Annotated in this window: 12 protein-coding genes and 1 rRNA gene; 9 read left to right on the forward strand and 4 right to left on the reverse strand. The window is 55.8% G+C overall.

From position 1 onward, the window contains the following. Positions 1-460 (reverse strand): S-adenosylmethionine synthetase N-terminal domain-containing protein (locus tag BLR97_RS19285; RefSeq protein ID WP_280140217.1); only part of this gene is annotated, 460 nt, incomplete at its 3' end. Between the two features lie 238 nt (positions 461-698). On the opposite strand from BLR97_RS19285, the gene tkt reads away from it, so the two are divergent. The 6 genes from tkt (at position 699) to fba (ending at position 7,235) form a co-directional block, all read left to right on the forward strand. Beyond that, positions 699-2,690 (forward strand): transketolase, encoded by a 1,992-nt coding sequence (gene tkt, locus BLR97_RS19290; RefSeq protein ID WP_089708525.1) that lies wholly within the window; start codon positions 699-701, stop codon positions 2,688-2,690. 3 nt (positions 2,691-2,693) lie between these two features. Then, on the forward strand, positions 2,694-3,047 hold the full coding sequence (locus tag BLR97_RS19295; RefSeq protein WP_089708527.1) for a CidA/LrgA family protein: 354 nt from the start codon (positions 2,694-2,696) through the stop codon (positions 3,045-3,047). Continuing rightward, complete coding sequence (locus BLR97_RS19300) at positions 3,037-3,759, forward strand: LrgB family protein (protein ID WP_089708529.1); 723 nt, start codon at positions 3,037-3,039, stop codon at positions 3,757-3,759. Before BLR97_RS19295 ends, BLR97_RS19300 begins: the two co-directional genes overlap by 11 nt. A 73-nt stretch (positions 3,760-3,832) precedes the next feature. Beyond that, positions 3,833-4,873: a type I glyceraldehyde-3-phosphate dehydrogenase gene (locus BLR97_RS19305; RefSeq protein ID WP_089708531.1), complete on the forward strand. Its 1,041-nt coding sequence runs from the start codon at positions 3,833-3,835 to the stop codon at positions 4,871-4,873. Between the two features lie 57 nt (positions 4,874-4,930). Continuing rightward, complete coding sequence (locus tag BLR97_RS19310; RefSeq protein ID WP_089708533.1) at positions 4,931-6,100, forward strand: phosphoglycerate kinase; 1,170 nt, start codon at positions 4,931-4,933, stop codon at positions 6,098-6,100. Between the two features lie 70 nt (positions 6,101-6,170). Beyond that, on the forward strand, positions 6,171-7,235 hold the full coding sequence (gene fba, locus BLR97_RS19315) for a class II fructose-bisphosphate aldolase (RefSeq protein ID WP_089708535.1): 1,065 nt from the start codon (positions 6,171-6,173) through the stop codon (positions 7,233-7,235). 71 nt (positions 7,236-7,306) lie between these two features. Here fba and BLR97_RS19320 read toward each other — a convergent pair whose 3' ends face one another. After that, positions 7,307-7,624 carry a hypothetical protein gene (locus BLR97_RS19320; RefSeq protein ID WP_089708537.1) on the reverse strand — a complete coding sequence of 106 codons (318 nt, stop codon included), beginning with the start codon at positions 7,622-7,624 and terminating at the stop codon, positions 7,307-7,309. Between the two features lie 179 nt (positions 7,625-7,803). Here BLR97_RS19320 and BLR97_RS19325 point away from each other — a divergent pair, with 179 nt between their 5' ends. Genes BLR97_RS19325 through BLR97_RS19335 form a run of 3 tightly spaced genes read left to right on the forward strand, consistent with a single transcriptional unit; the run spans position 7,804 to position 9,848 of the window. Then, positions 7,804-8,502, forward strand: coding sequence for an HAD family hydrolase (locus BLR97_RS19325; protein WP_089708539.1), 699 nt, complete (start codon positions 7,804-7,806; stop codon positions 8,500-8,502). Positions 8,503-8,506: 4 nt separating this feature from the next. After that, positions 8,507-8,881: a translation initiation factor Sui1 gene (locus tag BLR97_RS19330; RefSeq protein ID WP_089708541.1), complete on the forward strand. Its 375-nt coding sequence runs from the start codon at positions 8,507-8,509 to the stop codon at positions 8,879-8,881. A 58-nt stretch (positions 8,882-8,939) separates the two neighbouring features. Continuing rightward, positions 8,940-9,848, forward strand: coding sequence for a nuclease-related domain-containing protein (locus BLR97_RS19335; protein WP_089708543.1), 909 nt, complete (start codon positions 8,940-8,942; stop codon positions 9,846-9,848). Between the two features lie 6 nt (positions 9,849-9,854). On the opposite strand, the gene BLR97_RS19340 is transcribed toward BLR97_RS19335, so the two are convergent. Both BLR97_RS19340 and rrf read right to left on the reverse strand, forming a co-directional pair. Further along, positions 9,855-11,186 (reverse strand): deoxyguanosinetriphosphate triphosphohydrolase, encoded by a 1,332-nt coding sequence (locus BLR97_RS19340; protein ID WP_089708545.1) that lies wholly within the window; start codon positions 11,184-11,186, stop codon positions 9,855-9,857. Between the two features lie 245 nt (positions 11,187-11,431). Beyond that, positions 11,432-11,547, reverse strand: a 5S ribosomal RNA gene (rrf, locus tag BLR97_RS19345). Positions 11,548-11,582 lie beyond the last annotated feature (35 nt).

Consider the following 11,582-nt stretch of genomic DNA (forward strand, 5'->3'; position numbering starts at 1 on the left):
GCAATTCCGCCTGACGCTCAACCAACCGGTGCGAATAATGGATCGGGGCAGGCATGAACGAATCGGTTTCGTTGGTCGCGTAACCAAACATCAGGCCCTGGTCGCCTGCGCCCTGATCTTCGGGCTTGCTGCGATCCACGCCCTGAGCAATATCGACGCTCTGTTTGCCGATCAGATTGACCACGCCACAAGTGGCACCATCGAAGCCCACATCGGATGAGGTATAGCCAATCTCGTTGATCACATCACGTACCAAGGTTTCGAGATCCACCCAGGCGTTGGTGCTGATTTCACCGGCAATGATCGCCACACCGGTCTTCACCATGGTTTCACAGGCGACACGCGCCTGTTTATCACGGGCAATAATGGCGTCTAACACCGCGTCGGAGATCTGGTCGGCAATCTTATCGGGATGTCCCTCGGAGACAGACTCGGAGGTAAACAGGGAATATTCGCTCATCGCGCACTCGACCCTCTGTATGACGGCTGCGCTTAAACCGCAGCGTCAGCAGGAAATCATGGCAGGAAATACCCTGCCCGTATTAGCGAAATGATGACGTTAGCCATCACTTCGGGAGCCAGAGTTTACACGCTGTTAGGAGTTCTTCCCACAACGGGCCTCCCAGAATTTGCCGCCGCCCGGGAAGTCAGCGACAATAGCGCCTTTATTATTTTCGTTTTCAGGCGAGGAGCACCCCATGCCGTCCCGTTTTGAGTTGGCCAATGCCATTCGCGCCCTGTCCATGGATGCTGTTCAGAAGGCCAAGTCCGGCCACCCTGGCGCCCCCATGGGCATGGCGGATATTGCCGAGGTGCTATGGAATGACCACCTCAAGCATAACCCCGAGGATCCCAAATGGGCCGATCGTGATCGCTTTGTGCTATCTAACGGTCACGGGTCGATGTTGCTCTACTCGCTGCTGCATCTAACCGGTTACGAACTTAGCCTGGAAGAGCTGCAGAATTTCCGACAGCTGCACGCCCCCACCGCGGGTCACCCGGAATATGGCTACGCGCCCGGCATTGAAACCACCACCGGCCCGCTTGGCCAAGGTTTCGCTAACGCGGTTGGCTTTGCCATTGCCGAAAGAACCCTGGCAGCGCAGTTCAACCGCCCCGGCCACACCATCGTGGATCACCACACCTGGTGTTTCCTGGGTGACGGCTGCCTGATGGAAGGTATCTCCCACGAGGCGGCCTCGCTAGCAGGTACCCAGCAGTTGGGTAAACTGATCGCTATTTACGATGACAACGGCATTTCTATTGATGGCGAAGTGAAAGGCTGGTTTACCGACGACACCGCCAAGCGCTTTGAAGCTTACGGCTGGCACGTGGTGCCCCATGTGGACGGCCACAAGCCGGAAGAAATCAACGCCGCCATTGAGCTGGCCAAAAGCCATGACGACAAACCCAGCTTAATCATCTGCAAAACCGTGATTGGTTTTGGCGCGCCTAATAAGCAAGGTAAAGAAGAAGCCCACGGGGCACCGCTGGGCGATGACGAAGTGGCCCTGGCGCGCACCCAGCTCGACTGGCCCCACGCGCCGTTCCACATACCCGAACCTATTTACTCCGCCTGGGATGCCCGGGAAGCAGGTAAACAGCAGCAGCAGGCGTGGGAAGAGCGCTTTTCCCGCTACGCGGAGGCCTTCCCGGCAGAGGCCAAAGAGTTTGAGCGCCGCATGAAAGCGCAACTGCCTGCGGAGCTCCCCACCGAAGCTCTGATTGAGCAGGCCCAGGAGAAAGGCGAGAGCCTCCCTTCGCGCAAAGCCTCCTTTGAAGTGCTCAACGTGATCGGCCCACAAATGCCGGAACTGCTGGGTGGTAGTGCCGACCTGGCCCCCTCGAACCTGACCTTCTGGAAAGGCGCCCAAGCGATCACCCCGCAAGATGCCAGCGGTAACTACCTGCATTACGGGGTGCGTGAGTTCGGCATGGGCGCGGTGATGAACGGGATTGGCCTGCATGGCGGCTTTGTGCCCTACGGCGCGACCTTCCTGATTTTCATGGAATATATGCGCAATTCGGTGCGCATGGCATCGTTAATGGGCCTACAGGCGATCTACGTGTTTACCCACGATTCCATTGGTCTGGGCGAGGATGGCCCGACCCACCAGCCGATCGAGCAGCTCACCAGCCTGCGCACCACGCCGAATCTGAACACCTGGCGCCCCTGCGATGCGGTGGAAACCGCCGCCGCCTGGGATGCCGCGATCAAACGTCACTCGGGCCCCACCGCCCTGGTGTTCTCGCGCCAGAACCTGCCCCATCAGCAGCGCACTAAAGCACAGCTAGCCGCGATACAGCGCGGCGGCTATATCCTCAAGGATAGCGACGCCACGCCCGAGCTCATCCTGATTGCCACCGGCTCCGAAGTGGCACTGGCAATGGACGCAGCGGCGGAGCTTGAACAACAGGGTAAAGCGGTACGCGTGGTCTCCATGCCGTCGGCCTACCGCTTTGATGGCCAGGACGCCGAGTACCGCGAAAGCGTGTTGCCTAGCGCCGTTACCCAGCGTATCGCCATCGAAGCCGGGCACGCCGACTACTGGTACAAGTACGTAGGCCTCGACGGCCGCGTCATCGGCATGACCACCTTCGGTGAGTCGGCCCCGGCGGGGGATCTGTTCAAGCACTTCGGCTTTACCGTCGACAATGTGGTCAAGCAAGCCAACGAACTACTCGGCTAAGTCATGCCCGCTCTGAGTGGCTTTTTATGGCTGATTAGCTACTGGTTGATCGGAGAAGTGGTCATTCACTTCTCCGGTTTGCCGATTTCGTCAGGCGTGATCGGCATGCTATTGCTCTGCGCGACGCTTGCCGTCCGTGGCCGCGTGCCTAACAGCATTGCCGCCGCCGCCCAGCCATTGATTGGCCTGCTCGCCATGCTGATTATGCCCGGCGTGGTGGGGGTGTTTTTTATCGTTGGCGATTTGGCCGGGCAGTGGACGGCTATTCTTGTCGCGTTAGTGCTCGGCACGTTACTCAGCGTGTTGACGACACTCTGGTTGCTTAAACACCTCATCGGCCAGTCGCATGCCAGCTAACTCTTTGCTAACCATGTTGACCACCACCCCGCTGTTTGCAGTGGGGTTAACGCTGGCGGCTTACCTGATTGGTAGCGGTTTATTTCAGCGCCTAAAGCGCCCCTCCTGGCTACCTGCTATTTTGATCGCGGCGCTACTACTGGCAGGGGCGTTAGCGCTGATAGGGTTGCCTTACGCTACCTATCGGCAGGGGGCGACATGGCTCACGGTGCTACTCGGGCCCGCTACGGTGGCGCTGGGCATGCCGCTCTATCAACAGTTGCCACGAATTTACCAACTCTGGCGGCCACTGACGATTTGTTTACCCATTGCCGCGACCCTGGCGGCCTTCTACGCCCTGGCAATTGCCTGGTTACTGGGTAGCTCCGACACCATACTCGCCTCCATTGCGGCTAAATCGGTGACCGCGCCTATTGCTATCGGCATTACCGAGCAGCTTGGCGGTACCACCGCACTGCTGCTGGGTGCGCTGTTGGTGACTGGTGTGATCACCATTCCCTGTGTCAGCCTTGCCGCGCGTTTTTTACACATCGATGACGAGCGCATTATCGGCTTTGCGCTAGGCCTCAATGGCCATGCCATCGGTACCGTTCGGGCGTTTGAATTAAGCCCGTTGGCCGGCGCGTTTGCCTCGTTGGGCATGAGCCTAACCGGTATTTTTTCTGCGCTGCTGCTGCCTCTCGCCTGGCGTCTGATAAGCATAGCCAGCTGAAATACGCTATCATCGCCGGATACTTTCGCGCCCATTGTGGCCCCTGCTTCATTTTTAAGAGCCGCTTCGCGACATGGCTAACTCGACAAGCTACCGCATCGCCATTAACGGTTACGGGCGTATTGGCCAATGTGTCCTGAGGGCACTGGTTGAGCGTGGCCATCCAGAGATTGAGGTGGTCGCCATCAATGAGCTTTCGGATCTGGCGACGATCACCTACCTCACCCGTTACGATACGACCCACGGCCGCTTTCCCGGCGCAGTGGATAGCGACGGCGAGTCGCTGATCATTAACGGTCAGCGTATTCAGGTGCTGTGCGAACAAGATCCACGCAAACTGCCCTGGAAGGCACTTGATGTGGACTTGGTGCTTGAGTGCTCGGGCAGCTTTAAAGACCGCGACACCGCCGAGCTTCACCTAGCCGCCGGGGCCAAACAGCTGCTGTTTTCCCAGCCCGCCGAAAGCGACGTGGATGCCACTATTGTGTGGGGTATCAATGAAGACCAGCTAGCGCTAACCCAACGGGTTATTTCGGCGGCCTCCTGCACCACTAATTGCCTGGTACCGCTATTGACCGTGCTGGACAACGCGTTGGGCCTGGAGCACGGCGTCACCACGACGATCCACTCCGCGATGAATGACCAACCGATCATTGATGCCTACCATCAAACCGACCTACGTCTGACGCGCTCGGCGATGCACTCCATTGTGCCGGTGGATACGAGCCTAGCGTTGGGCATAAGCCGCTTAATGCCCAGCCTTGTAGGGCGTTTTGAGTGCCTACACGTGCGCGTCCCGACGATTAACGTCTCGGCGATGGATGCCGCGCTAACCGTGCGCCAAGATACCGATGCCGACCAAGTAAATGCGCTGTTGCGCGACGCCAGTCAGCGGCGCCTATCTGGCGTGCTGGGCTATACCGAAGCCCCCATGGCATCGATTGATTTTAATCACGACCCGCGCTCTGGCATCCTAGACGCCACGCAAACACGGGTGGCGGGCAGGCGTTTGATTAAACTGCTGTGTTGGTTTGATAACGAGTGGGGGTTTGCCAACCGCATGCTGGATATCACTCAGCGCTTGGCAAGACTAACGGCCGACCCCCGACACTAATGAATGCAGTGCCGCAACAAGACTTTTCATCCGCTCGAACACGAGGACACCGCTCACATGAACGTGCAAAAAATGACCGATCTGCCTTTAGAAGGGCAGCGTGTACTGATTCGAGAAGATCTAAATGTGCCGATTAAAAACGGACGTGTCTCCAGCGATGCGCGTCTACGGGCGGTACTCCCGACAATTCAAGCGGCCACTAAGGCTGGCGCAAAAGTGCTGCTCATGAGCCACTTGGGTCGCCCGACGGAAGGCGAGCCTGCTGACGAATTCTCGCTAGCTCCCGTCGCAGAACACTTAGCAACGCTTTTGGGCCACCCGGTCACCTTGATTAGCGACTACCTCAACGCCGCCCCATCGCTAAACAACGGTGACGTGGTACTACTTGAGAACGTACGTTTCAACAAAGGCGAGAAAAAAGACGACGAGCAACTCGCCAAGCAATACGCTGCGCTGTGCGATATTTTCGTGATGGATGCCTTCGGCACCGCTCACCGCGCGCAGGCATCTACCCATGGCGTTGCCCGCTTCGCGCCCAGCGCCTGCGCAGGCCCCTTGCTTGCCCAAGAGCTCGACGCGCTTGAAAAGGCACTGGCACATCCGGCACGCCCCATGGCGGCGATCGTGGGGGGGTCTAAAGTCTCCACTAAGCTGGACGTGCTCACTGCGCTGTCCGAAAAGTGTGATCAACTCATCGTAGGCGGCGGTATCGCCAACACCTTCATCGCCGCCGCAGGTTATAATGTGGGCAAATCGCTCCATGAAGCGGACTTGATCGGCCAAGCAAAAGCGTTAATGGAAAAAGTCGCCATTCCGTTGCCCACCGATGTAGTGGTGGCCACTGAGTTTGCAGAATCCGCCGATGCGATCGTAAAGCCCGTGGATCAAGTAGCGGATAATGAAATGATTTTGGATATCGGCCCAGAAACCGCCGCGCACTTGGCCAGCCTGTTGAAAGACGCCGGCACGATCTTATGGAATGGTCCGGTCGGTGTGTTTGAAATTGATCAGTTTGGCAAAGGCACCGAGGTCTTATCCCATGCCATTGCCGACAGCAACGCCTTCTCTATTGCCGGAGGTGGCGATACGTTAGCGGCCATTGATAAATACGCGATTGCCGATCGTATTTCGTACATTTCGACCGGCGGCGGCGCATTTCTTGAGTACGTCGAAGGCAAGCAGCTACCTGCCGTTGCCGCACTCGAGGCCGCCGCTCAACGTGGTTAGCACGCGGCGCTTAACTTACGCTCCTTGAACCCTGACAACCCAGTTTTAACAATACACATAAGGTAATCCCATGGCTCTAATCAGCATGCGCCAAATGCTCGACCACGCTGCCGAATACGGCTACGGTATTCCGGCATTCAACGTTAATAACCTTGAGCAAATGCGCGCCATTATGGAAGCTGCCGAGGCCACTGACTCACCGGTTATTGTGCAGGCCTCTGCGGGCGCCCGTAAGTATGCTGGGGCACCTTTCCTGCGCCACCTGATTCTTGCGGCAGTTGAAGAATTTCCGCATATTCCCGTCGCTATGCACCAAGACCACGGCACCAGCCCGGCGGTGTGTCAGCGCTCCATTCAGCTTGGATTCTCATCAGTGATGATGGACGGCTCGTTGGGTGAAGACGGTAAAACGCCCATGGACTACGACTACAACGTCAACGTCACACGTCGCGCGGTGGAAATGGCCCATGCCTGTGGCGTTTCTGTCGAAGGCGAGCTTGGGTGCTTGGGCAGCCTCGAAACCGGCATGGCCGGAGAGGAAGACGGCATTGGTGCGGAAGGTAAGCTAGGCATGGAACAACTCCTCACCGACCCGGAAGAAGCCGCTGAGTTTGTCAAAGCCACCCATGTGGATGCGCTGGCTATCGCCATCGGCACCAGCCACGGTGCGTATAAATTCACCCAGCCACCCACCGGCGACACGCTCTCGATCCAGCGCATCAAAGAAATTCACGCGCGCATCCCTAATACACACTTAGTTATGCACGGTTCGTCTTCCGTGCCTCAAGAGTGGCTGGATATCATTAACCAGTACGGTGGCCAAATTCCGGAAACCTACGGGGTGCCTGTCGAAGAGATCGTTGAAGGCATCAAGCACGGCGTGCGTAAGGTCAACATTGATACCGATTTGCGTCTCGCCTCGACAGGTGCCGTACGTCGCTTCCTGGCTGAGAATCCGTCTGAATTCGACCCGCGTAAATTCCTTAAAGAAACCGTATCAGCCATGCGCGAACTATGCATCGCCCGCTACGAAGCTTTCGGTACCGCCGGCAACGCCAGCAAAATTAAGCCGATCAGCCTGGAAGCGATGTCCCAGCGCTACGAGCGCGGCGAGCTTGTTCCCAACGTAAAATAATGCCCCCGCTACATCGCTTTTGACGCTATCAGCACAAAAAAGACGGCCTATAGGCCGTCTTTTTTATTCGCTTACTCTTCTTCTTCCATACTTTTTTCGCTTGAGCTTTCATCTCTAGTAACTTCAGAGCTGCCGGAACCGCCTGTCCCAGCGTCGGGGGCTCTTTCTTCCTCGCCTCCTTGAGCGCCTGCATCGTCGCTGTCATTAGACGCATCGCTGCTGCGGTTTTCCTCATCGCGCTTCACGGCACCTGCTTTGATGCCATACTCTTCCTCAAGCGCTTGATCGTCGAGGGGTTCGTGCTCATGCTCATCAGCGCTTACCGCACTTGCGGCGGCCAGCATGGCAGCAGTAAACGCAAACGGCATAATCCAAGGGGTTAATCGCATCGTCACGGTCTCCTTATTGTGGCAATACAGCTTAGCACGTCATTTGGGAAGCCACCGCCCGGTGCATAAACGCAAAAAATTACAGAACACTGTTCACAAAAGGACTAAAATCTCGTTCAATAGGTTAATGGTTCATTTGTTCTTAATACTGCAGTTGCTAGCCACTGCTAGGAAATACCATGCCGCTCCCACTGTTGTTATTTGATTGCGATGGCACCTTAGTCGATAGTGAGCCGCTACTCGCCGAGGAAATGTCGATCGGACTCAATAGCGTGGGACTGCCATTTTCCCCGTCGGACTATCTAGGCGAATTTCGTGGTTCACGTTTTCGCAATATCGTTGCCCGGCTACAGGCAAGTCACGGTGAGGTAGGCATTGATCAGTTGAACAGCATGGAAACCACCATGCGCGCAAACCTCACCAAGCGATTAGCGCAGGAACTCACTACCATTCCCGGTGCCAAAGAAGCTCTTCAGCAACTATCGGCTTACCCCAGCGCCGTGGTATCAAACGGCCCTGAAGCAAAAATTCGCACCGCGCTTCAAGCAACAGGCCTCGACAGCTATTTTGCAGAACGCCTGTTTAGTGGCTACACAGCGAACTGCTGGAAACCAGAACCCTGTTTGCATCTCTACGCCGCGAGTATCATGGGGTTTAACCCGGCCCACTGTATTGCTATTGATGATGCCCTGGTAGGTGTACGAGCTGCCCTTGAAGCTGGCATGAAGGTGATTCACTTAAACCGTTTCCCAGATGCTGAGACCACTCCCGAAAACGCCATCATGATTAGTAACATGTTTCAATTACCTGCTGTGGTCAGGCAGTTGAGCCAAGAAGTGAGCCCTTCGACCGAGCCGTATTACTCTGAAGGAAAATAGCGCGATGGCTTCATTAAGCGACCAGCTTGGTGGACTGGTATATTCCACCGAAAAAGGCAATACCTGCCCGGCTTGCCGCGAACCCTTGGAAGATTGCTGCTGTGACGCCCAAAGCGAGCAAGCGCGTATCGCGGCACTCGACGGTGTTATTCGTATCCGCCGTGAAACCAGCGGCCGTAAGGGCAAAGGTGTCACGACGATTAGCGGTATCCCGTTAACCACTGCAGAGCTAAAGGTCTTGGCTAAAGATCTGAAAAAACGCTGCGGTACCGGCGGTGCTGTTAAAGATGGCATTATTGAAATTCAAGGGGATCACCGTGATAGCCTAAAGCAAGAATTAATGGCACGTGGCTATCACGTCAAACTCGCGGGTGGCTAAAACCCATTCGCCGCGGCGACCGTCTCACTGTGTTGTCACGCCTCACTAGGGCATTGAAATGATCTGGCTAGAATATTTGTTACCGCTGATTTTTCTTTTCCCTATGGCGGCAATGGGCAGCATTGTTTTGGCACTACGTAGCCTACACGACGCCCGCGTTCAATCCCCGTTCAACGCGCCGCTGCGCGAGCCAGGCCAGGCATTACGCCAACGCCTCGACCAAGCTTTTTCTAGCCTATTTCTCCACGGCGCATTAGGCCCTTTGATTAGTTTGGCCCCGCTCGTCTACGGCATGGGGCGTATGCTCTTTGTGGATAAGCAAGACTGGGTGGAGTGGGCACTTTACGGTTTGCTTAGCACACTTTTAGTTTTAGCTTTCTCACTACTCTTGGTTCGCGATTATCAACGCATTCGCCGATTAAAATTAGGCTTGGCCTGCGATCTTGCCGTAGGCCAAGAGCTTGAACAGCTTATTCGTCCCGACGCACACCCTTATTATGTCTTTCACGACGTGCCAACCGATAGCTTTACGATTGACCACGTGGTGGTAACCCCTCACGGTGTTTTTGTCGTTGAAACCCGCGCACGTACCTTCCCTATCAACAACGTTGGTTGCGAACTTGACACTGTCGCCGTAGAGCGTGAGCGCTTACGTTTTCCCTATTGGCAAGAGCGACGCCCGCTACATAAAACCCGACAAGGGGTTAGTTGGCTAAGCCAATGGTTAGAACAGCGCTGTGGTGTCCCGGTGCCCGTCCGCGGCGTTTTGGTGTTACCTGGCTGGAAAATTGACACCGATGAAGCCGCGCCCGACATTCTCGTAGTGAGTGGCGATGTGCTTTCAAGGCAGTTAACCGAGCTCAAGTTCGGCGAGCTCAGCGATCCGATTCACGATAAAATCATCAACACTCTCCTAGAACGCTCTAAGCTGATGGAGTTAACGCATCTTCGCCAACCATCCGTCTAGCGGCGTCTAGTCGCCTCGCAATCGGCCGCCCATTTCTTGCGCGAGATCCACTGCATAGTGGTCTGTCATGCCGCCAATAAAATCGAGCATCCGCCGGTAGCTTTCATAAAGCGGCCAAGAGGCGAGGGGGGTGTTTTCGCCAATTAAGGCGAGCACCCGTTGATGTTTGAAAGAACTATCACCGGTATGGTGAAGCTCATGCGCTGCGCCAATAAACGCTTCAAGCAAAATGCCCAGCGTTGTATAAGCGCCAATTTCCAGCTTCGCTTTGCGTTCGTTCTGAAAAATACGCTCACGCGCCAACTGCTTCGCGGCCCGCACCCCCCAACCTAAATCTGGATGACATAATTCAAGCAAGTCATCGCTGAGCGTCCCGTTTAGCAATGCCTGTTCATGCTGTACAAAGACCGCGCCTACATCGTTTACCGCACGCTCCATCGCTGCACCTCGCAGCAACGCTATACGACGACGTTGTGACACGTTACGCGCTTGCATATCAGCATACTCAGGGGGAAATTCGCCAGCAATCTGGCGTAGCACCTCAACAACTTCTTCATAGCGAAGAATGCCCATCTCCAACCCGTCTTCCAGATCCAGCAAGGCGTAGCAGATGTCATCAGCGGCTTCGACCAGCCAGGCTAACGGATGCCGACACCAACGCTGATCACCTTGTGGCAACAACCCTACCGCTTCGGCCACTTCTTTAAGTAGCGCCTGTTCAGATTGATAGCTACCGAACTTGCCCGCTCGCCCGCTATGGCGCACGGTCCAAGGGTATTTGAGCAACGCCCCGAGCGTTGCCGCCGTTAAACGCATGCCGCCGTTAAACTGGTTGTACTCAATTTGGGTAATTACCCGAAATCCTTGGGCATTCCCTTCATAAGTCAGCAAATCCTCGCGCTCTTCGCGTGATAGGCCGTCTAATAAGCCACTGCTTTGCGCGCGACGAAACCAGTCCCGAATAGCGTATTCACCAGCGTGTCCGAACGGCGGGTTACCGATGTCATGACCCAAGCAAGCCGTTTGCACGATAACGCCCAAATCAGCGGGCGTTATCCAGTCCGGCAAACGCTCGCGTAGTAGTTCGCCCACGATCATACCCAATGAGCGTCCCACACAACCGACTTCCAGTGAGTGGGTTAGCCGAGTGTGAATATGGTCGTTGTCCGTCAGCGGATGCACTTGGGTTTTGCGTCCCAAGCGTCTAAAGGAGCCGGAAAAGACAATGCGATCGTGATCTTTATGAAACGGGCTGCGGCCTATTTCGCGGCTACTTGCCGAACGTTGGTCGTGAAGACGTTGAGGGGAAAGTAGCTGTTCCCAGCGCATTTGTGTCATGTGGCGTTCCTCCTTGGGAGCCGCATTTTGCCACAAAAGCCACTCAGATAGATAAACCCGGCAGTAATGAAATAAAGCACGCTCCATAAAAAAATCCCCCAAGGCATAAGCCCTGGGGGATTTTTGGTATAGGTGCCTGACGATATCCCGGCCGGCGCTCCGGAGGGCGGCTCCCCGCTACTCTACTTGGGAGACCCCTAAATAAAATACCCCAGCTTCGTTTGAAGCTGGGGTACGGTATAAGTGCCTGACGATGACCTACTCTCGCATGGGGAGACCCCACACTACCATCGGCGCTAAGCGGTTTCACTGCTGAGTTCGGCAAGGGATCAGGTGGTTCACGCTCGCTATGGTCGTCAGGCGTAACTTTAAATGGATATCATGCTGTGTTTTGTG

The sequence above is a fragment of the Vreelandella arcis genome, from assembly GCF_900103865.1.
Classification (GTDB): Bacteria; Pseudomonadota; Gammaproteobacteria; order Pseudomonadales; family Halomonadaceae; genus Vreelandella; species Vreelandella arcis.

Coding starts and splice junctions, on each gene's coding strand:
- BLR97_RS19320 (WP_089708537.1), bottom strand. CDS start 7,624: ATGCGATTAACCCCTTGGATTATGCCGTTTGCGTTTACTGCTGCCATG.
- BLR97_RS19325 (WP_089708539.1), top strand. CDS start 7,804: ATGCCGCTCCCACTGTTGTTATTTGATTGCGATGGCACCTTAGTCGAT.
- tkt (WP_089708525.1), top strand. CDS start 699: ATGCCGTCCCGTTTTGAGTTGGCCAATGCCATTCGCGCCCTGTCCATG.
- BLR97_RS19295 (WP_089708527.1), top strand. CDS start 2,694: ATGCCCGCTCTGAGTGGCTTTTTATGGCTGATTAGCTACTGGTTGATC.
- BLR97_RS19335 (WP_089708543.1), top strand. CDS start 8,940: ATGATCTGGCTAGAATATTTGTTACCGCTGATTTTTCTTTTCCCTATG.
- BLR97_RS19305 (WP_089708531.1), top strand. CDS start 3,833: ATGGCTAACTCGACAAGCTACCGCATCGCCATTAACGGTTACGGGCGT.
- BLR97_RS19310 (WP_089708533.1), top strand. CDS start 4,931: ATGAACGTGCAAAAAATGACCGATCTGCCTTTAGAAGGGCAGCGTGTA.
- BLR97_RS19340 (WP_089708545.1), bottom strand. CDS start 11,186: ATGACACAAATGCGCTGGGAACAGCTACTTTCCCCTCAACGTCTTCAC.
- BLR97_RS19300 (WP_089708529.1), top strand. CDS start 3,037: ATGCCAGCTAACTCTTTGCTAACCATGTTGACCACCACCCCGCTGTTT.
- fba (WP_089708535.1), top strand. CDS start 6,171: ATGGCTCTAATCAGCATGCGCCAAATGCTCGACCACGCTGCCGAATAC.
- BLR97_RS19330 (WP_089708541.1), top strand. CDS start 8,507: ATGGCTTCATTAAGCGACCAGCTTGGTGGACTGGTATATTCCACCGAA.